Source organism: Paenibacillus whitsoniae (assembly GCF_003955665.1).
Classification (GTDB): domain Bacteria; phylum Bacillota; class Bacilli; order Paenibacillales; family NBRC-103111; genus Paenibacillus_E; species Paenibacillus_E whitsoniae.
Genome location: NZ_RXHU01000007.1, coordinates 1 through 24,611 on the forward strand (window position 1 = coordinate 1; position 24,611 = coordinate 24,611).

Below are 24,611 nucleotides of genomic sequence, written 5' to 3' on the forward strand. Positions count from 1 at the left end.
CCGGGACTACGCTTTTACGCAAAGCGACGGGTAAGGACATAGACGAGGCCATCATCGAGCTGCAGCGCAAATTGTCACGCTATTTATTCTGGGGGCACAGCGAGGTCATTGTGTTCGGAAAAGCGGCGGCGGATAAGGGGATTCGGCCCTATCTTGATTTTTTCCTTCGATACTTGCAGTTCCGGGAACATGCGTATGTGTATGTTACACCGGGCAGAGCGATTTCCGTGTTGGATCTGCAGCCGCTTCTTGAACGCAGCACATCAGAAGAGCTCAGGGAGATGGGCAATATGAAGCTCGGCATGCGGGTTACGCTGAAAAGACTGGCGCAGATGATAGAAGGGGAAAGTCAGTCGGCTGTACTGACAGTCGTTGATCCTGTCTCCTGGAGGCAGGTGAATAAACCGGCGCAGATGACAACCGCAATCCAAGACGTGGCTGTGTTCGACAAAGACAAGTTGTCTAGTATGCTGGACAGGCAGGAAACGATTGGACTGCTTCTTCTTCGCAACGAGCTGGAGACCATGAACTTTTCCTTCCGTTTGCAAGATACAGAAGGCGTAGTGGGGGTTCATCTGATTCAAGCGAACGCGCGCTTTACTCCCAAAATAACGCCTTTCGGAGAGTGGCGGATGGAAGTCGACATCCAGGCTTCCGGAGACCTGATTCAGAATACAACGAATACGAACAATATGAGTCATGATTTCATCCGGAAAGCGAAAGAGGCGTGGAAATTGCAGCTTGTGGAATCGGTTGAGTCCTCGCTGGCGAACGCTCAAAAAAAGCTGCAAATCGATGCGTTCGATTTCGCCGTTTTATTTCGGAAACACTATCCGCGGGAATGGGCGAAGAACAAGCAGCAATGGGATACAATATTCAGGGAGCTCCCGGTAGACGTTACCGTTCGAACCGAAATTACGCGAGTCGGCAAATCTGGTCTCCCTCAAGGCATGCCAGCAGATAAAATCCGCAAGAAATAGGGAGGGACGCGTCTGAAAATCCTTGCAGTAGCCGGTATCGTATGTGTGGCTCTGATTGTCTACTTCGGCTTGTCATCGGGCGCGCCGGGGATCAGCGTGAAGGAAAAGGCGGTGGCCGGAGGAATTACTTTGGCCGCCTGCCTATTATCCGTTATGCTTTTGTTCAAACCGGACATACCGGGGCCAAGCACCTGGATGATACCGGTGCTCAAGCCTCTTATTGATCTGCTGGGGTTGGATTGATCGCACATACGTAATTCATAAAATTTTGAAATACGATAACCCGAAAATTGATTTCGCTTTCAATTATCGGGTTATTTTAAAATAAATCGTGGATTGCTATTCTATCCTTTTTTTCTTAGGATGTTAGAATATTTTAGTGGGAGACAACAATAACGAGGAGGGAAGCAAAGGAGGAACTACATCCCACATAACGGCCAGTACGACAGAAGTGCACCTCGAATTCATAGCTCTTCAAACCAAACAGACTTGAACACCACCCACGAACAGCGAAAAGTCAGCTTAATTTCTAGACAAACCCTCATCTGGAAGATTCTTTGATCCATAGCTACATCATAATATAATATATACCAGTAGTAAGATTTGGTGTAATTGTATAATTTTATATGGAGAAAGGATAATTTCTATGGACGATGTCGAAATTAATCCTCAAATTGAATTATTCATTAATAGACACTCCACGCCCTCTTGGATAATTGAAGATGCGACAACGGATTTTATCGATTTAACTTATATTTTGAAAGGAAGAGCTTACTACGCAATTAATGGTACTACGTATGAGGTTAATCAAGGTGACCTCATCTGTATTCCTAAAGGCAGTCGCAGAAGCGCAACCACGGACCCTAAAAATTTGATGACCAGTTATGCACTGAATCTTCATCTCTATGATCTGAAAGGTCAAGACGTTCATTTGCCATTTCCTTTAATTACGCATATCGGTGAACCGAAAGAATTGAACTTATTGTACAATCAATTGAAATTGGAATGGTTAAGGCAAAATAAAGGTCATAAGTTGAAAGCGAGGGCATTGTTGCTTCTGATTCTTCATTACTACTTCAAATTTTTATACGATAAGAGCAACAATGGGAGTATAGACAACCGTATCCAGAAGGCAATTAGATACATATTAAGCAATTTGCAGAGCCAAATTGAAGTTGAGGAGCTAGCATCTATTGCCGGTTTGACATCAGCTTATTTTGGGACTCTGTTTAAGAAATACATGGGAGCATCGGTTAAAGAGTATATCAATCGAATGAAAATCAATAATGCTGAAAATATCCTGCTTAGCGGTGAATTTTCCGTTCAGGAGGCTGCTTATAAATGCGGTTTTGAAGATATTTATTATTTCAGCAAGTTATTTAAAAAAATAAAGGGTTTTCCCCCTTCTAGAATTCTCATAGATAATAGCAGATCGGATCGACAAGAAATGGACATCCTGGTCAAGTAGAATCCATTGGGCTTATCGCGGAATAGCGATAGGTCCTATTTATTTGCGTTTCGATTCATGAAAAAATATCCGTAATTAATACAAACGGTAAAAAGTTTATCCATGGAAATTGAAAGCGCTTAAAATTACAATTTAAATATAAAAAACAAAGAGGTGATTTCACCGAATGGAGAGGAATGATGTAATGAGAACTGAAGTTAGCACCGATACCTCAACTCTTTCAGTCAAAGGAAGTGGCATCGCCTATTTGAAACGACAATGGCCACTATACGCGATGATTGTCGTGCCGATGGCATTTTTCATAATTTTTAGGTATATACCAATGGCCGGCGTTATGGTTGCATTCAAAGATTACAATATTTTTAAAGGGGTGTGGGCCAGTCCGTGGGTAGGATTCGCAGTATTTAAGGAAATCTTCTCCATGCCTGAATTTTACAAGGCCCTTCGGAACACGCTGATGTTGAATGTGCTTGGCTTGCTAACGTTCCCGGTTCCCATTATTTTAGCGCTTCTTCTGAATGAACTTCGGACGCAATGGTACAAGAAGGTAAGTCAGACATTGATGTATTTGCCCCATTTTATTTCGTGGGTCATCGTAGGGGGGATGGCTATCGAGCTGCTGTCCACCAATAATGGTTCCATTAATCATATGTTGATTGCGATTGGCGCATCTCCTATCCCATTCCTGGAAAAGCCGGCGCTATGGATTACAACTTATGTTGGGACTGGGGTTTGGCGCAACGCCGGATGGGGAACGATTCTCTATTTGGCGGCGCTTACAGGCATTAACAAGGAATTGTATGAAGCTGCAGAAGTGGATGGCGCAGCCCGAATGCGCAAAATCTGGCATATTACTTTACCTGGCATTAAGCCAACAATCGTCGTCCTATTCATTCTTCAGATCGGGAATATGGCCAATATCAGTTTCGAACAACCTTATGTTCTGAAGAACGCATATGTGATGGATTACGCTCAGGTAATAAGCACGTATGTCTATTCGGTAGGCATTCAGTCGGCAAGATTTGCACTTGCTACGGCTGTCGGTTTGTTCCAATCCGTCGTTGGCTTGATCCTTCTTCTATCGGCAGAGTTCATTTCAAGAAAAATCAATCAACAGGGTATTTTTTAATGGAGGTGCAACATGTATGGTTCAAAATCCGGCTGAGAAAATCGGCAATATGGTTATTATCATTCTGCTGGGCATCTTCTGTCTGTTTTGCATAGTGCCCATGATCCATATCTTCTCCTTATCGCTCAGCGGTAATCGGGCCATCATGTCGGGCGAAGTGACATTATGGCCGATCGATATAAATTTCGAACCGTACAAGAACGTATTTGGTGATATGAGCATGATTCGCTCGCTGTTGTTTACGATTTGGCTTGTCGCGGGCTACACCATTGTGAGCTTGATCGCAACGATCCTGGCAGCGTATCCGCTTAGCAGGAGAAATTTCAAGGGGAAGAACATTCTGTTTGCCTTGATCATCATAACGATGTTTTTTAATCCGGGGATTATCCCCAACTATTTGTTAATCAAAGAGCTTCATATGTTAAATAGCGTATGGTCGCTGATCTTGCCACTACTTATCAATGCCTTCTTGTTGATTATCCTGAAAACATCGTTCACACAGCTCCCTGCCGAATTAGAAGATTCCGCTTGGATGGACGGATGTGGCCACTTTCGCTATTTACTGCGAATCGTACTGCCGCTGTCTTTACCGATTCTAGCGACATTGGCTCTGTACTCAGCGGTCGATCGATGGAACATGTTTCAGGACGCGTTATTCTATATTAACGACTCAAACCTATATCCGATTCAACAAAAGCTATATCAGATTGTGATTAACAGCCAGGTGAATGACGCCACGGCTCAGGAGGGGTTTGGCGGTTCTGCTCCGGTGCCGGAGAGCTTGCAGGCGGCAAGCATTATGTTTGCAACTGTGCCAATTTTACTCGTATATCCATGGCTCCAACGTTATTTTATCTCAGGCATGCTGGTAGGTGCAGTGAAAGGCTGATAGCTGTCTCGACCGTTTCATTCGGTTGAATTCACTATACATTCAATAGGCTTAAGGGAGGATTAAACATGCGAGTAAAATTTCATAAAACCATTCATGTCGCAATGTTAGTTTTAGCTTCGACGGCTATTGTGCTTGCAGGCTGCAGCAATTCACAAAGTAGCCCAAGCAGCTCAGCAACTCCGGGAAGTTCGACAGGGGCAAGCGAGTCCCCGAAGGGGCCGCCGATCACTCTAAATGTCGAGCTGTTTGATCGCAGTAATGCACCGGCGGGCGCTCCTCCAATCACTGATAACTTCATGACGCAGTACGTTCAGAAAAACTTTGGAGATCCGAACAATATTACAGTCAAATTTATCACGGTTCCTCGCTCCGAGGAGGTCAAGAAACTGAATGTATTAATGGCTTCCGGAACGGCGCCGGATCTCGTCTTCACGTACGACAAACCGACTGTGCAAAGCTACGTGCAAAGCGGTGGCATTGCGGATCTTGGTCCGGCGATTGAAAAATACGGACCTCAGTTGAAGAAAGTACTTGCTCCAACACTGAAAGACGGCGTTTTTAACGGCAAGCAATATACGATTCCAGCGCTACGGGTTATTCAATCGCAAACAACAAGTATCATTCGTAAAGATTGGCTTGATAAATTGAACCTGCCTTTGCCGACGACAACGGATGAATGGTATCAAGCATTAAAAGCGTTCAAAGAGAAGGATCCAGGCAACACGGGCGGCAAAGTCATTCCTTTTACATTGATCGACATGTTCCATATCAAACCGCTAACCAACTCCTTCTGGGATTGGAATAAAATCTCCGAAGAAGATCTATTCGCTGATCCAGATGGGTGGACACTGCCTGGTAACAAGGAAGCTTTCAAGTTCCTAAATAAACTTTACAACGAAGGCCTGCTCGATAAAGACTTCCCTCTGGAGGCAGACTTCAGTCAGACGTTTAACAAGCAAGTCGTCAGTGGCCTCGCGGGCTCGGCTACACCGAATACAAACGATCCGGTTTACAGCGGATATTATGCAACCCTGAAGAAAAACAATCCTGAAGCTGTCCTCGCGACGATTGATCCATTCAAAGCATCGAATGGTAAGTATCCGAAACCGATGTATTCTCCTAGCGGTGTCTATCTGATGGTTCCAGCCGCAAGTAAAAACGTTGATTCGGTGATCAAATATTTGAACTGGATGGCAGAGCCGAAGAATCTGATCGCACTGCAATTCGGACAAGAAGGCGTATCTTACAAAACGGGTGATGATGGCATTCCATTTGCCTTGACAACGCCTGAAGCCAATCAAATTCTCTTTAATAATCAAGATTACGCCATGATTATGAATGGGAAGTACGTGAGTACGGATGCACCTGAAAAGAACATGGCAGCGAATGCAACCGACCCGCAATTTAAAGACTTCACCATCAGCAGCATTAAGACCGGGGCTCGTGACGGCTATACAGGCCCGCGCGTTGACATTCCCATCCAAGCTGAAATTAAGTATTCGCAGATTCTGACCGATAAGGTCAAACAAATGTTGGCAAAAATTATTACAGCTAAGTCTACCGAAGTTGACAGCATCTATGACCAGCAGGTTAAGGAATGGAAAGATGCGGGGGGCGAAGCCGTTATGAAAGAAAGAAGACAGGCGTATCAACAAACCTACAAGAAATAATCGAATCCAACCTGACATACTCGGTTCTCTTTCAATGGGGACCGAGTTTGTTAATTTTAAGGAAAAAGGTGAGTCGAAGTGAAAAAAGTCATGCTAGTCGACGATGAAATTTCGAACAGGGAAGCGATAAGGACCTGTATTCCATGGGAGGAAGAGGGCTTTATATTGTGCGGGGATGCCTCTGATGGCGAAATGGCATTGACGTTAACAGAGCAATTACGACCTGATATCGTTATTACAGATATTAGGATGCCCTTTATGGATGGTCTGGAGTTTAGTGCCATTGTTCGAGAGCGAAATCCGGAAGTGAAAATTATTATTTTGACTGGCCATGAGGATTTTGGGTATGCAAGAACCGCTTTACGTATAGGGGTACACGATTACTGTTTGAAGCCAATCCGCGAAGCGGATCTCATCCAGCTTTTGCGTAATGCAAGCGAGTTGATCGATAAAGAACGTGAAGTAAAGGCCAACATTGAGAAATTGAGGCAGTGCGAGCTTGAGAAAATAGAGATTTCACGTGAGAAATTGCTTAATGATTTGTGTAGTGGTTTTGTAACAACAATGGAGGCTATTCGACTCGGTAGGTCTTTGTCGCTTGATTTGCAAGCGCGATATTACGTAGTGGTGATTGCTGATGTTCGTACTTTCGGAGACAACCCATTTCAACAAGCTCTTGATCGGAAAGATCTATTCCAGTTTAAGCGAAGCCGCACTGAAATTTGTTGGCTTATCAAAGGGGAGACACTCGAACAAATACAGCATGGTCTGAAAATTTTCAAGAATATACGTCAGATAAATAGAGAGCAAACTTCCACGGCGTCGGTTTCTATCACTATGGGATTCGGCAGCGTGCAGGAACGGCTTATGAATATTCACCTCTCTTTCCTGGAAGCTGTTGAGGATATGCATTGGAAGAGATTATCCAGTCAAAACCGGGTCACGCGCTGCGAATCGATTTCAGGATCTATGGAGCAGTACGTCTTCTTGGATCGCACGTGTTTCGTCAACTTCTTGAAAATAGGATCGCCATCACAATTATCATCGTTTATTAAGGAATACGCCTCGGCTTTAAAAGGCATAGACTGGGCAACATCCCCATTTGGTTTTTACATTCTAAATGATTTGACATTCGAAGTATTTCGTTCGGCGAAGGAGGTGTACCGGCATCGGGATACGCCCGAAGATACGCTTCAGCAACTGCAGCAAATGATCAAAACGATTCGTTCTTTAGACGAAGCGACGCAATATTTGATCAGCCTCACCAACCAATTCTGGTCATGGCGCTCTCAAACGAACGACAGATATGGCGAAATGCTCAGGAGAGTTAAAGCATATATTCATTCAAATTACAGCAATGACACGTTTTCTCTTCAGGATGCAGCGGAGCATGTCAACGTGAGCTCAAGTCATCTTAGCAAAGTGTTTAGTCAAGAAACAGGCCACACTTTTATTGAGTATTTGACGCAATATCGGATAACGAAAGCGATGGAGCTGTTTAAAACGACATCGTTTAAATCATTTGAAATTGCATTTCGGGTCGGTTATAACGATGCTCATTATTTCTCAACACTCTTTAAACGCATAACAGGGATGACAACCAAGGAATATAAGAAAAGTATACGTATAGATCGTACGCTCTTCGTCATGAATCGGAGCGATACCTTATCAAAAAAGCTCCCCTCCCCGGTGAAGTAGACGGGAAGGGAAGCCTTTAGTTCAACGCAGCCAAAAGCCTTTTCAGCACGACAACGGATTCCGCTCGACTTGCATATTCTTGCGGTGCAAATTCTAGTTCTGTTCTACCGTTCATTAAGCCGGATTCGACCGCGAGTGCGACGGCTTTTTTGGCCCAAACGTTGATGGCCGACTCATCGCTAAATGTGAGGGACTCGTTGACCGTCATATCATCCATATGGATCCCTGTCGCATGGGCCTTCGCTCTCAATAACATGGCTGTCATGTCCTCGCGGGTGATCGGTTGTTCCGGCTTGAACGCGTCATCCGCTACTCCGTTGATAAGTCCTGCTGCATAAGCTTTCTTTACGCTGCTTTCAAACCAGGCACCTGGGGATACATCAGCGAAAGGATTTTTCACGGTATCCTCTTTCAAATCTAATGCTTTGGCGAGCAACGTAGCAAATTGAGCTCTCGTTACATTCATATCGGGTGCAAAATGATCATCGTCCATACCTTCAACGACTTTTTTATCCACCATTAGCATAATATCGGATTTAGCCCAATGATCTGCAAGGTCGCCGAAGATTTTAATAAAACGAATAGATGAGTTAAGAGGAAAAGATTTGCTAACCAGATTGGCGTCTATGACTTTGATGCTAGTCCAATTAATGGTTGTTGTTCCTGGTTTTTTGGCCTTAAACGTGAGGGTTCCAAGGTCTACGTCTCCATTCTCACCGCTCGCTTTCCCAACTTTCGTATGAGCAAAAGTAAGTTCATTGTTCTTCAATATAGGCGGAACGGAGAAGCCGTTCATAGCCGTGGTCGCTTTAACCACTTCGACATGACTGACATCGATGCCAAGGTTTACTTCATAGGCGAATAAATCTCGGAGATCATGTCCTTTCAAGGTGACTGTAAATTCACCGTTGTCTGATTCAGTAACTGGAGCAGTCATCTCGAAGCTGATCTCGTCCGCTGCAATCGCAGGGGCTGCTGAGGCCGCTGTTAAACATAGATTGCAAATTAAAGTTGTTAGTATCAGTTTGCGTGTAAACATATGTCCCATCCTCTCAAATATGACGAGGGGGATGAAATTCTCCCTCCCGTAACACGGAAATGTACCATGAAACGCATATTAGTAGACAAGAACTTAGAACGGTTTCTTTATGCACTTTTATTATAAACCTAGGTCATAGCTGGAATCGATGAAGTATTTCATCTCAAAACGTCTAAATATTTATTTCATATTTGGATCAAGGACCAAATAACAAACTTTTCGAATAAATGATTCTACTTTTTGCTCATCTCACTTCAACACCGCACCAATAGGAACCGTCGGGCTAAGTTGTAAGCGCTCTCGAAAAAAATACAAATGATCTATTATCCATCCATGGAGTTAATGATTAGGTTTGGATATCATAGTATCAAACGCCAATAACGAGTGGCAGGGATAAGAACATAGTCAACACGATCGTACCAACATCGGATCTGCGTTCAACTGGAAGGCCGTCGATGGCCGAGACCTTGTATTGGTCTTAAATGAAAGCGTTTTCAAATCGTTAACCAACATGAAAAGGAGGTGATTAATTTGATCGTCAAGCCACGTATGACGTAGCCCAAGGGACAAATGCTCCGTAAGAAAGGGGGGCATTTTGATGGTCAATTCATCAAAAAATCAAAATTCCGAAATCCAAAATTAAAGGAGTACACCGAAGATGAACCGTGAAAAAACCTTAATCAACGTCTCACGCTTCCTCATTGCCATCATACTGATCTCTTTATTCGCGTTTACCCCCGTCCCGGCAGCAGCGGCCGGAGGGGAACTGACCCATGAACTGAACGACCTCATTGCACAAGCCGAAGCTTTAAAAGCCGGCAACGAGGAATTCCCGCTTCAGATTAGCTACACTGATGGTGGATCCGATGTAAACAAAGCGTTCCCCTGGGTGTACGCCGATGAACTCAAAGATCTGGATAACGCGCTTGAATTCGCGCGCAACGTGCTAACTCCCGCCAGCGAAGCCATAGCCAGCCTTGAAAATGCAATCGTGAGTTTCACTGGAAAGATCAAAGCCGACGGTTCAAATCCTTATTTCCGTCTTGATCCGGGTCCTGGTAAAATACCTGTAAAAATTACAGCGCCCACCAATGTCTGGACCGCAAGAACTCCGCTTGACAACCGTGTCCCTGCCGACTTTGCGGGTGGTACATTCAAAATGATTCCATACCCTTTTGCAGATTCCCAAGGCAAAGCCGACGTGCTGCAGATCAATTACGTTCATAACGGAAAAACCACCTTCGGAGGCATGTCCCTGCAATCTCCGTTGTCTCCGAGTGTAGATGTCCCGGCAGGTTCAACGATTGAGTTTGATGTCTACTATCCCAAGAGCGCGCAGGGGAAATTCATGAGGTGGAGAATCCGAAATGCCGGCTCTGACATCGATTCCTACCTCAGGGAATACGAGTACAACAACCTGAACCCCGACTGGATTGGCAGCTACAACGGTGAAACCTGGTTATTGAAGCACACCAGCATTACTGCTACAGCAGGCACTTCCTCGAACTTCATTCTTGAGCTCCATGGCGAGAACGGCCGTCCCGCAGAAACCGGCATGCTGCTTGTCGCCAACATCAAAATTACGGCACCGGATCCTAACGGCGTTGCGCTTCCTAACGTCTTCAACAAGGAAAACCAGAGTGTCGTAACGCCTTTAAAAAATGTATACAACAAGCAAAACGGCACGTTCATGGTCGGTACGATCGGAACCGGCGCCGTAACCGGAACCAGAGCCAATCACTATGAGATCTTTGTCGACGGCAACAATCTCAAGGCCGATGCAACGCATCCCCGTGGCCCAAGCTGGCTGAAAAGCTTGACTGGCGATGCTCTAAGCGGTGCAACCACCACCCCTGGTGTAGGTGAATACAGTTTCCCGACCAGCGCTTATCAAGCGATCAGAGATTCCGGAACTCCCGGACAGTATAAGTCTCACGCCCACGTTCTGGCCTGGTATAATCAGGCCCCTGCATGGATGAGACAGATGATCCCCGCGACCCTTACCTTGGGATATAATGGAACAACTGATTATTATGGATTGGGCAACGGGGTTACAACCACGGTTAAGGTAGACAAAGAAATGGCCAGAAGAGTGCAGTTTAACCACACCATGTATGTAATGCGGCACTTCCTGACCACAGATGCGAAGTATGGCTCAAGTGTATCCCGCGGAGTCATCCCCTTCAATTCATGGGACGTACTCAATGAAGAGGTTCACGAAAGCCGCCACAGCGAAACCATACCCGCGGATCCGAACAGCTGGAGACAGACACTCAAAAACACCAACTGGCTTGCTGCCATGTCGGATGATCGCATTGGCGGCGACATCTCCGAGCATTACATTTACTTGCTTTTCAAATACGCACACATCGCGGCTCCCAACGCCAAGATGGCGGCGGCTTACAAAGCCAACTACGCTAGCCTTCCCGAGTACATGAAGCTCGACGGACACGACAATGTGGGCAGCATTGACGCGTATATCGTTAACGATCCTCCGAAACTGACTTATAATGATTACGACATTTCTAATCGCACCAAAGCGAGGACTGTCTACAACATGGTTCGCGCACTGAACACAGCATGGCTCTCCGATCCGCTGTATGACGGCAGACCCCTTATCGAAGACATCGGTATTCAGGGACACGATTCGATTGGAAAGACCCTTGCCAGCGATAACCAATATGCCATGGCTCTCTATGCTTCCCTCATTGACGAAGGCCTGCTTTCCGGTATTGCCTACTCAGAACTTGACCTTAAGGTGCCGACAAACACCCCAGGCGGTGGCGCGGTCGCTCCTGCAGTGCTCAATGTCAAACAGTCTGACGCCCTTGGTTATGAGTACGCGCTGATGTATAAACTGTTCAACAAGTTCGCCCCTTACATCGATCACATCATCAGCTGGGGCGTGGCCGGTTCGGGATGGCAGGGAAGCTATGTGCTGTTCGACAGTCAGAGCAATGCCAATGCCGGCTACTATGGCGCCGTGAATCCGGACAGATTCGTTCTTGGACATTCCTACCTGGATGACTTCTTTGCAGGCGAATACGCGAAACTCCAGGACAGCTACGCCATTGACCTTGGCGATCTTGGCATCTATACACCCGGTAATGGAGAAGCCAAATCGCTTACAGCAACAATCGCAGCGAACAACAGTGTGATGCCTGAAAGTACGTTCACAGCAGCTGTTAGCCTGGACAGTGTGACAACAAGCGTGTACGCACAGGATATCACGCTAAGCTATGATTCCAGCGTTTTCGATTATGTCAGTGCAGCAGGGGCAACCACGAACATTCAAGTGCTGAAAGTAGATACGGCGACCCCTGGAAAAGTAAGAATCATTTCAGCTAATATCGGAGGAGTGATGGGAGCCAGTACACCCGTTTTGAATATCAACTTTAAGGTAAAGTCCGGTGTTCAGAATACAACGGGAACTATTGCAGTCTCTCAAGCGAAGGCCGGTGCTCTAAATGGAACCGTAACCTCTGCGGCGCTGAGCAGCAAGACGATATCCGTTGGAAGTATTGTTCATCAAGTGGATAAAACGGCTTTAAATGCAGCAATTACAAGTGCACAAGCCCTGTCCAACGCGGCTATCGTAGGTACTGGGCCTGGCCAATATCCGCAAGCGGCTAAAGACGCGCTCCTTGAAGGAATAAACATCGCAATTGGTGTAAGAGACAATGCAAGCGCAACGCAAACCCAAGTTGACAGTGCGCTCGCAGCACTCAACACTGTCGTGGATACCTTCAAAGCAGCAGTGAATAAGTCTGCAGACATTAACGGAGATGGTGACACCAACGTAGGTGACATCGCGATTGTAGCTTATCACTATGGCAAGAACGCTGCCAGCGCAGATTGGGCACAAGCCAAGGTTGCTGATATGAACGGCGATAACAAAATTGATATCTGGGATCTTGCATATGTTGCAACCAACATCAATTAATTCATTACTTTAACTGATCCGTAAAATAGTAATCCCAATTACAAATGAACTGCCGCTATGAGTGATGAAGCGGCAGTTTTTTTGTGGGCTATCGACAACCTTGAACAGTCCGGTTTCGGCGGTAATGCCAACGTTTCCTGAGTAATAATTTCAAAAATTTAGGTGATACTGAAGAAGATAAGAATTAATGTGTGGGGAGGGGCATTTTACATGTTAGCTTCAAAGATGTGTCTGTCTCTTTTGATATCACTTTCTGTATTAACACAAACTTCTGAAGGCCCCCCTGATTCTAAAAGAACACAATCACTTGTGGATAAGCTTCGAAAGGAAAGCCAGAATTCGTTGTCTGTGAGGTGGAGTGAGGTTACACAGACACCTGAATTAATTGAGGGAAACTTAACCAAACCTTCCCGCCATTCTCCAGAATGGATTACCTATGAATATTTTGAAAGAATTAAACTTCTGTATGACTTGAAAAATGTAAAAGAGGATCTGCGCATTCTTTCGGTAGTGCCCGATCATAATGGCACTAGATTATATCTGCAGCGACTTTTATATGGAAAACCTGTATGCGGTGAACAATTAGTTGTGGAGATAGATTCTCGCGGCGTTCTTCAACGGATCGAGGGTGCGCTGCACGCCGGGCTAGAAATGAAACGATTAAGAAGGCCTATGTATGCGGCTGTTACCCTTGAAGAGGCAAAGAGAGCAGCACTAGCCTACGATTCATCGTTAAAGGGGAGTGCAGTGCTTCGTATGGACTCGTGTTATTTGCCGGATAGAACTGGCGTCCCCCTCGTACATAAAATTACTTTCGAAAAAGAGAACCGCACCGTTGCGGTGACGGTTCACTCCATGACTGGACAGGTAATTGAATAGCTTTTTTGGTGTAAGCGGTTGGCCACTTTGAGATGAAATGATCTTGAAGTGGCTCTCTTTATACATTGTTTTCCTTTTATAGGTAAAGGTTAAATAGAAATGAAGGTAAGGAAGGTTGAGGGCATGGTACTGTATATTTCCATTGGCGTTATTCTGATTTTTGTTCTTTGGGGGGCCATTGCTCCTGAAAAACTGGCTTCAACCGCGACCTCGCTTTTTGATTTTTCAATTGCCAATTTTGGATGGTTCTTTTTAATTTCAACGTTTAGCTTCTTGGTCTGTGCTTTCTATCTAGCGTTTAGCAAATACGGTCGAATTAAGCTTGGGCAGGACGATGATGAACCTGAGTATTCAACTGCGTCCTGGTTTGCCATGCTGTTTAGTGCAGGTATGGGGATCGGCCTTGTATTTTGGGGTGTAGCGGAGCCCTTATCGCACTATCTTACACCGCCTGAAGGAGCAGCAGGGGCTTCAACAGAAGCTGCAAGATTGGCTATGCGTTATTCATTTTTTCACTGGGGAATTCACCCTTGGGCTATCTATACCATGATTTCTCTAACACTAGCTTACTTTCAATTCCGTAAAGGTAAAAAGGGGCTTATCAGCGCGGTTTTTTCGCCGATACTTGGCAAAGTCTCCGAAGGGTGGGTTGGAGGCGCAATCGATACACTCGCGATAATTGCTACAGCATTTGGCGTCGCAACTTCGCTTGGTTTAGGGGCGCTTCAGATTAATGGCGGACTCAACCATATGTTTGGGATTACGATCCATTCTACCGTTCAGGTCATCATCATTGCTGTCGTTACGGTGCTATTTCTCCTTTCGGCAACAACTGGGTTGGACAAAGGCATTCGTATTTTAAGTAACACTAATTTAATCATTGCCGTACTGCTGATGACATTCGTTCTGGTGGTTGGCCCAACTTCCTTTATTTTGGATCTGTTTACTTCAACATTAGGCGGATATTTGCAAAATCTGATCTATATGAGTTTAAGAATGACTCCATTTACGCAAGGAACCTGGGTAGGCGTCTGGACGTTATTTTACTGGGCCTGGTGGATCGCTTGGGGACCTTTTGTCGGCACTTTTATAGCTCGTGTATCGAAAGGAAGAACAATCAAGGAGTTTGTATTAGGGGTTCTCCTGGTTCCCAGTTTGTTCAGCTTTATTTGGTTTTCCGTATTCGGTGGCACGGGGCTGCACTTGGAGTTATTTGACCATTACCCAATCGCAGCCGCGGCAGATAAGGATGTTACCTCCGCTTTATTTCTTACGCTGGAACAGCTGCCTGTCGGTCATGTGATTGCCTTTATTGCTACACTGTTGATTCTTACATTTTTCGTGACCTCTGCAGATTCAGCCACTTTCGTCCTTGGCATGCTCTCTACGAAAGGAAATCCGAATCCGTCTAACAGGGTGAAAATTGTTTGGGGAATCTTGCAGTCAGCCATTGCCATTGTACTTCTCATGAGCGGCGGTTTAAGCGGCTTGCAAACAGCCTCTATTGTGGCCGCAGTCCCTTTTGCCGTTATCATTATTGGCATGTGCGTTTCGTTAATCGTGTCCCTAAGAGAAGATGAGAAGAAATTGAGAAGTAAAGAACAAAAACGCTTAAGGAAAATAGACGAGTTATTACGGGAAAATGAAGCTTGAGCCCAAAAAAAGAAGAGCCGCAACGCAACGCGGACTCTTCTTTTTTGGAGGGGGAAGGAAAATCAATGAATATACTCATCATCAAGGTTAGCAAATAAATTATTTTGTGGTTGACTTTGGATTACCGAGAGTGGCTTGTCCTGAAAATATGTCTTCATTAATTTGCCTAATTCGCCCATGGTGACAGGCTTGGCATGTGGCATGAGTTCGTATCCGAGCTCTCCATTCGCTTCAATGGTGGCTGATTTTACATCCTCAAAGGAGGAAATGCCGACCATTCGAAGTCGCTTTTTTAAGTCTTCTTGGGTAAGGCGTAGCTTCGCCATAGCTGAAAGGTTCATCTCTCCCTCAGAGATAACGAGAACGGCTTTTCCTTTAAGCAGGCTTTCTGCCGCATTCCATTTGAGTGTAATCCATTCCATCAGGACCAGAAAAGCTATAAAAATACTGGTGCCCAGTATGGAATAGAAGAGTCCTTTCCCGCCTACTTCCGAGCCAAGAATAGAACCAATTGACAATAAGATCGCCAGCTGTGGAACGGTCATTTGTGAGATCGATTTTCGCCCAGAGATTCGCAGTAAGATGACTCCGGCAACAACCAACGCTATTGATTTTAATATAATTGACCACATGATAGTTCCCTCCTTTATTTTGCCGGTTAGTTTTTCCTATTGATAAGTTTCTATCCAGTGAATCCGTCTCAGTTCCAGCTGCTTGGTATCAGCCTTTTCTTACAGCTAAAAAAATAATGCAACAAACAAAAAAATTGGATAATGCATAAAAACCACGTGCACGCTATACTTAGTTTCTTACACTATGACTGCGAATGAATGAAAACGATTACAAATGCATGTTCTTTCCGAGAGGAGCGCATATATGTATCAAGTGCTTGTGGCCGAGGATGAATTCTGGATACGGAATCAAGTGATTGAGCTGGTGGAGAGAAATGAAGGCTTTAAAATTATCGGGGAAGCGCAGGATGGTGAGGAAGCGTGGAAGCTTCTCAACGAGCATTGGCCGGATATTTTGATTACGGATATTATGATGCCGCATATGGATGGGCTTGCTTTGCTGAAAAGAATCTATGAGTACAACATCTCCGTTTCTCCCATTATCATTAGCGGCTATGATAACTTTACCTATGCCCAGCAAGCGATCCGGTACGGAATTTCCGAATATTTGCTCAAGCCGCTGTCTGAAGAGAAAATCAAGCTGGCGTTGGAGCAAGCCGTTCAACATATGGAACGAACGCACCGGCATCGGGAATATTTTCTGCAGATTCATGCGTTCACACATAAGCTGGACACGTTGGAACAGGCCGGCGCGTGGCGCGAATTGTCGGAGTTGATTAAATCCATTCTGACGATCAAGACGGCGCTGGCCAACGAGAAATTGGGCATGCTTCGCATCCTTTCCGATAAACTGGCTGACCAGATGCGTTTGAAAGGGGAATCGCAGGAGTGGGGAGCTCTCGCGCTTAACGTGCAGGATAAGGAAGCGGTGCTCAAATATTTTTATGGTTTGTTGGAGACGTGGTTCCGGAATGTTGAGAAATCGCCGGATTCGAATAAGCAATTGATTATCAAGCGGGTTCAAGAGTATGTGCACAAAAACTACATGAACGATATTACGCTCTCCCAGATCGCCGAGGTCGCAGATCTTAGCGTGTCGAGGTTTTGCGTTATTTTTAAGCAGCAGCACCACGACTCGTTTGTGAACTATGTGAATCAAGTCCGAATTGATAAAGCGAAGGAGCTGCTTTTGGAGACTGATTTGAAAATCTATGAGGTGGCGGATATGGTTGGTTTCTCTACACTTCCTTATTTCAATCGGTTGTTTAAGTCGGTTACAGGACAATCGCCCAACGAGTATAAGCGGAGCTTGGGGCTATGAGGCAGCGGTTCAAGTTTATTCAAAAAACATCGCTTACAGCAAGAATGTTCACGCTGTTCATTAGCCTTTCCATTCTGGTAGTCGTCATCATGGCCAGCTTCTCCTTCTATTTTTACAATAAAGCGGTCAAACATGATTTTCAAACGATCACAGGCGAAGCTTCCGAACGGCTCAGCTATCATCTCGAGTTTTATTTGAAGCAGATGCTGCAGTCGACCGGTACGATGATTACGAGTACGTTGACACAGGAATGGCTGAAAGGTGAGCGCCCGTTTACTTCCGATGAGGTGAATGAGCTGTATAAGGCATTTGAAATGTACATTTCCTTTAACTTTCGGGAAATTGTCAATCTCTATCTGGTGTCGTCGGATAAGCGCGTCCTGGCATTGAACCCGCTCAAGAATAACGATTACTCGTATGAACCGTGGTTTCAGCAGGTCCCGTCGGGGAAAACAACAGCATTGCCGACGTATCGTACGTCGAACGGACAGCCTGTGATGAGCATGATGATTCCTGTGTACAGCACGCAGGATGTGAATTTAATCGGTAATCTGGTGGTTGAGTTTTCCCTGTCCGAAGTGACGGGGACTTTTATGAAATCTCGTCTTGGTGCGAACGGTTTCTTCTTTATGCTATCGGATCAAGATACGGTGATTTATTATCCGAACGTCAACTGGCTGGGGCTTCCGCGTCAAGAGACGGAGCTGGCTTCTCTCGATTTAACGAATCTAAGCAAATCCACGATTCAAACCTGGGAGGGCCGCAAGTCGCTTGTGGATGTCACAAGAGTCGAACAAACCGGATGGTACATCGTTGCCATTGTGCCTTATCAGGAAATCGCGAGTGGTTTGAATTCGGCCATCAATTCGTCGATCATCACCGTTGCGATCATTATTATTTGTTTAATCGGGATCATCCCCTTGATACTGCGTAAATTCATTGAACCGGTCAAAAGGATGAAATCGGCGATGGAGCGCGTATCCCGGGGGGATCTCTCGGTTCGGGTAGAACACATATCGGACATCAACGAGTTCCAGAGCTTGAGTCTTAGTTTTAATAAAATGGTGGAGCAACTGACCGAATCGATTCAATTGGTGGCGGAATTGGAGCTGAAGGAAGTGAAGCTGCAGCTTCACCAGCAAGAAGCCACGATCCATGCGCTTCAAAATCAGATCAATCCCCATTTGCTTTACAATACGTTGGGGATTATCAGCGGAATTGCTTCGATTGAAGATAGTCCGCTCATCGGGACCATCTCGCAAAATTTGGCGGATGTTTATCGATACGCGGCTAGTTTTTCCAATATGGAAGTGAAACTACGCGATGAATTGACGATTCTGCGGAAATACTTGGACATTATCCATGTTCGCTTTCCCAAAAGTTTCAATAGCAAGGTGGTCATTCATGAGAAATATCTGGATGCTCGTATTCTAAAACTTACCCTGCAGCCGCTTGTAGAAAATGCCGTGAAATACGGCGTAGAGGCGCGTGGAGGCGGCGGGGCGATCATTGTGACCGCTTATGCGGAAGCGAACGACCTGATCATTGAGATTGCCGACAACGGTCCAGGCATTGATGAAGCGAAGCAAAGAACGTTCCGGCAGGAGCTCCTGGTGAGCTCGTCCGACGATCCCATTCATGGCCGCGAGTCCTTGGGCTTGCCGAATGTTCACAATCGGATTCGGTTGAAGTATGGGGAGCATTATGGCGTCGCGATACACTCTTTTCCCGGTCGGGGGACGGTAACCTCGATCCGCATTCCGCTTAAAGCGAAGGAATCGGCTGCTGAAGGATAAATCAAGAAACAAAAAGATCGTGGAATGTGAAAATCGCTTTAACCTTGTATAGTAAGGGGGATTGCATGAACCCCAGGAATAAGGGAGGCGTTTACGATTCAAATGGAAGAACGAATTCGACAGATGACGATTGAGGAAAAAATTAATTTGCTGGCGGGGGCGTCCTTTTGGACGACACAGGCGATTGAGAGGGTGCAGCTGCCATCAATCACCCTAACGGACGGTCCGCATGGACTTCGACTGTCTGCAGGGACAGATATGGGGGACATGCTTTCGCAAACGAAGCCGGCTACGGCATTTCCGATCGAAGCGGCCATGGCCGCGACTTGGAACGAAGCGTTAATTCAAGAAGCGGGTGCTGTGATAGCGGAGGAATGCCAGCATTACGATGTCGGCATTTTGCTGGGACCCGGGCTTAACGGGAAGCGCTCTCCGCTCGGCGGACGCAACTTCGAGTACTTTTCGGAAGATCCTTTTTTGACGGGCAAGATGGGTACCGCCTTCGTTAAAGGTGTTCAACAAGGCGGCGTCGGCACCTCGATTAAGCACTTTGTCGCCAATGAGCAGGAAACGAACCGGATGGTCGTCAGCTCCGAGGTTGACGAGCGGGCGCTCCGTGAGCTGTACATGCTGCCATTTGAAATGGTGGTTAAGGATGCGCAGCCTTGGACGGTCATGTGCGCGTATAACCGGGTCAACGGCACGCATATGGCGAATCATGACTGGTTGTTGAACGGCGTTTTGAAAAATGAATGGTTGTTCGACGGGCTTGTGATGTCCGATTGGGGAGCCGTCGTCGATAAGGTCGCTTCGGTCCAAGGCGGACTTGACCTGGAGATGCCGGGGCCGGGGACGCGCGGTGCCGAGGTTTTGGCGGCCTATCGCGAAGGGAAGCTTTCGGAGAAAGTCATTGACGAGCATGTACGCCGCGTTCTGAACGTGATTGACAAGGTGCTGACGAATAAGCGGAATGTGCCTAATCTTGATGTGGAACGTCATCATGCCGCGGCGCGAAAAGTTGCAGAAGAAGCCATTGTGCTTCTGAAAAATGCCGAAGGGATTCTTCCGCTTGCCAAGGGGGCGAAGGTCGCGGTAGTGGGGCAATTCGCTGTAGAGCCGCGCTTTCAAGGCGGAGGCAGCTCCCACATGAATCCTGCTCGATTGGATAGCCCGTACGAGGAAATTGCCAAGTACGCACAGGCTGTGTACACTGCGGGATACGATGAAACAGATAACGAAGCATCCCTGCAAGAAGCCTGCAGGGTCGCTGCCGATCAGGATGCGGTCATCGTATTCGTCGGCACGACGGAGAAGATTGAGAGTGAAGGGTACGATCGAACCGATCTTCACATTCCTCGCAGCCATACCCAACTCATTGAAGCGGTTTCGAGCGTAAATCCGAACGTAGTTGTCGTGGTGAATAGCGGCTCAGCAACAGATATTGGTGCCTATGATGAGCAGTGCAAGGCAATCTTGCAAGCATGGCTGCCCGGTCAAGCGGGCGGGTCTGCGATTGCGAATATAGTGTTTGGACAAGTGAACCCTTCAGGTAAGCTGTCGGAGACGTTCCCGCTTGCTTTAGAACACACCCCGTCCTACCTTTCCTTCCCGGGAAATGTGAAGCAGGTGACGTACGCGGAGAGCATCTTTACGGGGTATCGCTATTACGACAAGAAGAAGCTTGACGTGAAATACCCGTTCGGGCATGGTCTTTCGTATACGACGTTTGAATATGCCAATCTGCGTGTCTCTGCCAAGCACCTTCAGAATGGGGATACGTTGAAAGTCAGGGTAGATGTGAAAAACGTCGGAAGCCGCACGGGGCAAGAAGTTGTGCAGGTGTATGTGCATGACCGCGTGTCTTCGGTTCCCAAAGCGGTGAAAGAGTTGAAAGGCTTCGTCAAGCTGGAGCTGGCGCCCGGGGAAACGCGAACGGCGGAAATTGAATTGAACGAACGGGCCTTTGCTCATTACGCCGAGCATCTAGGAAGGTTCGCTGTAGAATCGGGCGAATTTGAGATTCTCGTCGGCGCTTCATCGCGGGATATCCGATTGACGCAGGTTGTTGAATTTCAAGCGGAGGAAGACGCGCGTGAGCCGCTGACCATGGAGCATTCGCTGCAAGCATGGCTGAAGGACGACAGGCATACGGAGAAGGTACAGCATGTTCTGAGCCAGATGAAAATCGAGCCGGAGAACCCGATGTACCCGCTTTTCTTGGGCATGCCGATCCGCACCATTCTTATGGTTTTGCCGCGCAGGGGCTATCCCCAGGAGAAGGTAGATGAGCTGTTGAATCTTTTCAGCTAGTCGAAAAGCTATGAATAACGAGGAGCCTGAGCTTGCTCAGGCTCCTTTTCTATGCCCGTTATCGGGCAAAAAGATCGGATAAGAAATAAAAAAATACAGTAAATCAATGCCGCTTCTTCTGGCGTATAGTTGTCTTCGTAGTGATTTCAGCACTGGAGGGTTATCTATGTCCCAGAGAAGGAAAAACATTATTTTCCTCATGACGGATCAGCATCGGCTCGATCATGTGAGCTATCACGGTTTTGGCAAGATGCAGACGCCGAATATCGATAAAATTGCAGAAAGCGCAGGCTTTACGAATTGCGTCTCTGTCAATCCGGTCTGTACGCCAGCCCGAGCAGCGCTCTTAACCGGCAAGTATACGCATCAGATTGGGATGACCGCCATGTCGGGCGACTTATCGTTGCAGCACCCAACTTATCCTCGCGCGCTGCAGAAGAACGGCTACCGCACCTATGGCATCGGGAAATTTCACTGGCTGCAGGGCTGGAAGTTCGGATGTCCGATCGGGCAAGGCCACCCGCTTACAAGCATCAAAGAGGAAATGAAACAATATGGATTCGATGAAGTCTGGGAAGCTTCGGGGAAACAGCTTGTGAGCCGGAATTACTGCGATTATGCGGAGCATCTGGACCGCCAGGGCTTGCTGGAGAAATACCGCGAATTTAATGCTCGGAGCGGAACGAATACCAACCTTGCCGAAACCCAGAACTTTACGGGAGAACCGTTTCCGTTTGGCGAGCACAATTATATGGATGTCGTGATCGGCGACAGAATCATTGAAGCCATTGAAGAGCGTCCGAATGATCAGCCGTTCTTCCTCTTCGGCTCGTTCGTCGGTCCCCATCCACCTTACGATGCGCCTCAATCCTATTTGGATAAGGTGCCTTACGAAGAAGTCGACGATTTTCTGCCGGGGCCGCAAGGCGAATTGTCTGAAGCTGCTAAACAGCGGCTTTATCTCCTTCGGCGTTCCTATCGAGCAATGATTTCGATCATCGACGAGCAGGTCGGGCGCATCTTGGCCAAGCTCGAAGAGCAGGGCATTCTGGAGGATACGGTCATTCTGTTCACGGCGGATCATGGCGAAATGATGGGGGATCACGGACGCGCCCAGAAGCAGTCACCCTTTCATGCCTCGGCTGTCGTGCCTGCTGCGATTCGCCACCCGGACTATCTGCACGGCATGATCAACGATTTACCCTGCGAGCTGACCGATTTGACCGCAACCATTCTGGATGCCGCCGGAATCGATCCGCAAGAGGCGCTGAGCAAGGATTGGCCGGCCTTTCATGATCGGGTTCCGTGCCGTTCGCTGCTTCCTGTTCTCAGAGGGGAATGCGAAAAGGTGCGTGATTATGCCTTCTCGGAGTGCTCCGGACAATGGCACATGATTCAGTCCTCACAATGGAAATATATTCGTTATCTGCAGTATAACGATCCCGACCAGGTGCCAGAGCAATTGTATGATCTGCGAGAAGATCCGAATGAGCTGAACAATGTCATCGGCAATCCGGCCTATGCGGAAGCGGCGGCGTGGTGCCGCAGAAGAAGAGATTATGTACTGGATCGAACGCCTCCCGCTCAGCTTAGATGGGCTCCGATTATTGGAGGCGCACAATAGCGTAAAAAGAAAAGACAAGAAACAAAAAGATTGAGTAACGAAAAGCAGCTGCGGCTTGGGTATAGTGAAGATGTGACCTGGATCACCTATATGAGAAAAGCGGGGGGAAAACGATGAAGAAGAAAATAGCTACACTGGCGCTGTCTTCTTTACTGATTGCAAGTCTTGTCGGATGCGGGAAAGGTGACGATACGCCGAAGTCGACCGCAGGCGCGGCCGGCCCAGATCTGAGCAAGAAATTGACCATCGACTTAATGACCTACAGTGCGGCAGGAGGCGGATGGTCCAACAGCAATGCCGTGATTGAGAAATTGAATGAGAAACTGAACATTGACCTCAAAATTCAATGGGTTCCGCTGGATGCCGTTGCCCAAAAAGAGAATGTGATGGCGGCTTCCAATAGCTTTCCCGATGTATTCTATGTTCAGCAGAATGAGTTTGTCAAATGGCGTGACAAGAACGTGTTCATGGATGTCAAGCCGTATTTAAACAACTATCCGAATCTGACTAGCAAGATTACCCAGGATGCGCTGAAGTTGAACAATCCCAAAGACAAATATTTCGGACTTCCTTACTATATTCAGGATACACGCGATTCCATGGCCATTCGCAAAGATTGGCTCGATAAGCTGGGACTGAAAATGCCGACGACGGTAGATGAATTCGCCCAAGTTGCCAAGGCGTTCGCTACGCAGGACCCGGACGGCAATGGCAAGCAGGATACCTCCGGCTTTTCGTTCGGCTTTGTCAATAACCGCTTCAGCGGTCTGGAACCGATTCAAGCGGCGTTCGGCCTTGGCAACGAATGGCTCCTGAAGGACGGGCAGCTGATCAATTACCGCACCCAAACGAAGGAACTCAAACAATTTGTGACCTTTTTGAACAAAATGTATCAAGACGGCGGCTTGGATAAGGACTTTGCAACGAATAAAGCCAACGACCATAAGGACAAGTTCTCGTCAAGCAAAATCGGGATTGCGGAATACGTGCCGGGCGAGCTGATGAGCACATCGTTCCCGGCACTGAAGAAGGCCCAGCCGACGGCAGAAATTGCGCAAATTGTCCCGCCTAAAGGACCTGACGGCAAGCAGGGCTCGCAAACGAATCCGATGACGCTGGCGAAAATCGTGATCAACAATGCGATCGATAAAGAGAAGCAGCAGCGCATTCTGATGCTGCTGGACTATATGGTATCGGACGAGGGCTACGATTTGATCAAGAACGGCATCGAAGGCGTTCACTACAAATCGGACAATGGCAAATTCGTCAAACTGGATGCCTATGATAAAGAGCGTCCGCAGCTGTTGTCGACCTGGTTTTTCCGTCAGTTTGACCCGCTGATTCAGATGCATAAATGGGATGACCAGACGGTTGTGAAACAGCTTCAAACCTGGATTGATACCAATGCAAAGTATCCATGGCCGAACGCAGGCGCAGAAGTGGTTTCCGACTCACAGGCCAAGCTCGGACCGACTGCCGAGCAGAAGTGGATGGCAGCGATCATCAAAATTATTATGGGGCAAGCGCCGATCGACGCCGTCGACCAAGCCGCCGCGGAGTATCTCAAGAATGGCGGAGAGCAAATTGCCAAGGAGTATAACGAGCAATACAAACAGCTTCATCAATAACTTCTGGAG

17 protein-coding genes are annotated in these 24,611 nt (G+C 47.0%); 15 read left to right on the top strand and 2 right to left on the bottom strand.

The window, feature by feature from the left end:
* The 7 genes from EJQ19_RS01325 to EJQ19_RS01355 all read left to right on the top strand — a co-directional run.
* Window positions 1–980 (top strand): Ger(x)C family spore germination protein (locus tag EJQ19_RS01325; protein ID WP_126139412.1); only part of this gene is annotated, 980 nt, incomplete at its 5' end.
* 45 nt (window positions 981–1,025) lie between these two features.
* On the top strand, window positions 1,026–1,223 hold the full coding sequence (locus EJQ19_RS01330; RefSeq protein WP_126139413.1) for a hypothetical protein: 198 nt from the start codon (window positions 1,026–1,028) through the stop codon (window positions 1,221–1,223).
* Window positions 1,224–1,626: 403 nt separating this feature from the next.
* Window positions 1,627–2,448, top strand: a complete 822-nt coding sequence (locus tag EJQ19_RS01335; RefSeq protein WP_126139414.1) for an AraC family transcriptional regulator — start codon at window positions 1,627–1,629, stop codon at window positions 2,446–2,448.
* Window positions 2,449–2,614: 166 nt separating this feature from the next.
* Complete coding sequence (locus tag EJQ19_RS01340) at window positions 2,615–3,577, top strand: ABC transporter permease (RefSeq protein WP_420901654.1); 963 nt, start codon at window positions 2,615–2,617, stop codon at window positions 3,575–3,577.
* A gap of 16 nt (window positions 3,578–3,593) precedes the next feature.
* A complete protein-coding gene (locus tag EJQ19_RS01345) occupies window positions 3,594–4,466 on the top strand; it encodes a carbohydrate ABC transporter permease (protein ID WP_126139415.1) in 873 nt (290 codons plus the stop codon).
* Window positions 4,467–4,534: 68 nt separating this feature from the next.
* Entirely contained in the window at window positions 4,535–6,139 is a 1,605-nt protein-coding gene (locus EJQ19_RS01350) for an extracellular solute-binding protein (RefSeq protein WP_126139416.1), read from the top strand.
* A gap of 78 nt (window positions 6,140–6,217) precedes the next feature.
* A complete protein-coding gene (locus EJQ19_RS01355) occupies window positions 6,218–7,837 on the top strand; it encodes a response regulator transcription factor (protein ID WP_126139417.1) in 1,620 nt (539 codons plus the stop codon).
* 16 nt (window positions 7,838–7,853) lie between these two features.
* Here EJQ19_RS01355 and EJQ19_RS01360 read toward each other — a convergent pair whose 3' ends face one another.
* Entirely contained in the window at window positions 7,854–8,876 is a 1,023-nt protein-coding gene (locus EJQ19_RS01360; RefSeq protein ID WP_164716258.1) for an S-layer homology domain-containing protein, read from the bottom strand.
* A gap of 658 nt (window positions 8,877–9,534) precedes the next feature.
* Here EJQ19_RS01360 and EJQ19_RS01365 point away from each other — a divergent pair.
* The 3 genes from EJQ19_RS01365 to EJQ19_RS01375 all read left to right on the top strand — a co-directional run bounded on the left by EJQ19_RS01365 (window position 9,535) and on the right by EJQ19_RS01375 (window position 15,351).
* Window positions 9,535–12,819: an endo-1,4-beta-xylanase gene (locus tag EJQ19_RS01365; protein ID WP_126139419.1), complete on the top strand. Its 3,285-nt coding sequence runs from the start codon at window positions 9,535–9,537 to the stop codon at window positions 12,817–12,819.
* A gap of 210 nt (window positions 12,820–13,029) precedes the next feature.
* Window positions 13,030–13,698 (top strand): PepSY domain-containing protein, encoded by a 669-nt coding sequence (locus EJQ19_RS01370; protein WP_126139420.1) that lies wholly within the window; start codon window positions 13,030–13,032, stop codon window positions 13,696–13,698.
* Window positions 13,699–13,821: 123 nt separating this feature from the next.
* The gene (locus EJQ19_RS01375) at window positions 13,822–15,351 is read left to right on the top strand and encodes a glycine betaine uptake BCCT transporter (RefSeq protein ID WP_126139421.1); all 1,530 of its coding nucleotides are present in this window, start codon (window positions 13,822–13,824) and stop codon (window positions 15,349–15,351) included.
* Window positions 15,352–15,413: 62 nt separating this feature from the next.
* On the opposite strand, the gene EJQ19_RS01380 is transcribed toward EJQ19_RS01375, so the two are convergent.
* The gene (locus tag EJQ19_RS01380) at window positions 15,414–15,983 is read right to left on the bottom strand and encodes a DUF421 domain-containing protein (RefSeq protein ID WP_126139422.1); all 570 of its coding nucleotides are present in this window, start codon (window positions 15,981–15,983) and stop codon (window positions 15,414–15,416) included.
* Between the two features lie 244 nt (window positions 15,984–16,227).
* Between EJQ19_RS01380 and EJQ19_RS01385 the strand changes: the two genes are divergently transcribed.
* The 5 genes from EJQ19_RS01385 (at window position 16,228) to EJQ19_RS01405 (ending at window position 24,602) form a co-directional block, all read left to right on the top strand.
* The gene (locus EJQ19_RS01385; RefSeq protein WP_126139423.1) at window positions 16,228–17,244 is read left to right on the top strand and encodes a response regulator transcription factor; all 1,017 of its coding nucleotides are present in this window, start codon (window positions 16,228–16,230) and stop codon (window positions 17,242–17,244) included.
* Window positions 17,241–19,040 (top strand): cache domain-containing sensor histidine kinase, encoded by a 1,800-nt coding sequence (locus EJQ19_RS01390; RefSeq protein WP_126139424.1) that lies wholly within the window; start codon window positions 17,241–17,243, stop codon window positions 19,038–19,040. The genes EJQ19_RS01385 and EJQ19_RS01390 overlap by 4 nt, the downstream gene beginning before the upstream one ends.
* A gap of 102 nt (window positions 19,041–19,142) precedes the next feature.
* Window positions 19,143–21,350, top strand: coding sequence for a beta-glucosidase family protein (locus tag EJQ19_RS01395; RefSeq protein ID WP_241242675.1), 2,208 nt, complete (start codon window positions 19,143–19,145; stop codon window positions 21,348–21,350).
* A gap of 166 nt (window positions 21,351–21,516) precedes the next feature.
* Window positions 21,517–22,974 carry a sulfatase family protein gene (locus tag EJQ19_RS01400; RefSeq protein WP_164716259.1) on the top strand — a complete coding sequence of 486 codons (1,458 nt, stop codon included), beginning with the start codon at window positions 21,517–21,519 and terminating at the stop codon, window positions 22,972–22,974.
* Window positions 22,975–23,087: 113 nt separating this feature from the next.
* Window positions 23,088–24,602 (top strand): type 2 periplasmic-binding domain-containing protein, encoded by a 1,515-nt coding sequence (locus tag EJQ19_RS01405; protein ID WP_126139427.1) that lies wholly within the window; start codon window positions 23,088–23,090, stop codon window positions 24,600–24,602.
* The last annotated feature ends 9 nt before the right edge of the window (window positions 24,603–24,611 follow it).

Bases quoted from the DNA above. Each gene is read 5' to 3' on its own strand.
- EJQ19_RS01340 (WP_420901654.1), top strand. From the start codon at position 2,615: ATGGAGAGGAATGATGTAATGAGAACTGAAGTTAGCACCGATACCTCA.
- EJQ19_RS01380 (WP_126139422.1), bottom strand. From the start codon at position 15,983: ATGTGGTCAATTATATTAAAATCAATAGCGTTGGTTGTTGCCGGAGTC.
- EJQ19_RS01345 (WP_126139415.1), top strand. From the start codon at position 3,594: ATGGTTCAAAATCCGGCTGAGAAAATCGGCAATATGGTTATTATCATT.
- EJQ19_RS01385 (WP_126139423.1), top strand. From the start codon at position 16,228: ATGTATCAAGTGCTTGTGGCCGAGGATGAATTCTGGATACGGAATCAA.
- EJQ19_RS01370 (WP_126139420.1), top strand. From the start codon at position 13,030: ATGTTAGCTTCAAAGATGTGTCTGTCTCTTTTGATATCACTTTCTGTA.
- EJQ19_RS01390 (WP_126139424.1), top strand. From the start codon at position 17,241: ATGAGGCAGCGGTTCAAGTTTATTCAAAAAACATCGCTTACAGCAAGA.
- EJQ19_RS01350 (WP_126139416.1), top strand. From the start codon at position 4,535: ATGCGAGTAAAATTTCATAAAACCATTCATGTCGCAATGTTAGTTTTA.
- EJQ19_RS01375 (WP_126139421.1), top strand. From the start codon at position 13,822: ATGGTACTGTATATTTCCATTGGCGTTATTCTGATTTTTGTTCTTTGG.
- EJQ19_RS01365 (WP_126139419.1), top strand. From the start codon at position 9,535: ATGAACCGTGAAAAAACCTTAATCAACGTCTCACGCTTCCTCATTGCC.
- EJQ19_RS01335 (WP_126139414.1), top strand. From the start codon at position 1,627: ATGGACGATGTCGAAATTAATCCTCAAATTGAATTATTCATTAATAGA.
- EJQ19_RS01395 (WP_241242675.1), top strand. From the start codon at position 19,143: ATGGAAGAACGAATTCGACAGATGACGATTGAGGAAAAAATTAATTTG.
- EJQ19_RS01360 (WP_164716258.1), bottom strand. From the start codon at position 8,876: ATGTTTACACGCAAACTGATACTAACAACTTTAATTTGCAATCTATGT.
- EJQ19_RS01405 (WP_126139427.1), top strand. From the start codon at position 23,088: ATGAAGAAGAAAATAGCTACACTGGCGCTGTCTTCTTTACTGATTGCA.
- EJQ19_RS01400 (WP_164716259.1), top strand. From the start codon at position 21,517: ATGTCCCAGAGAAGGAAAAACATTATTTTCCTCATGACGGATCAGCAT.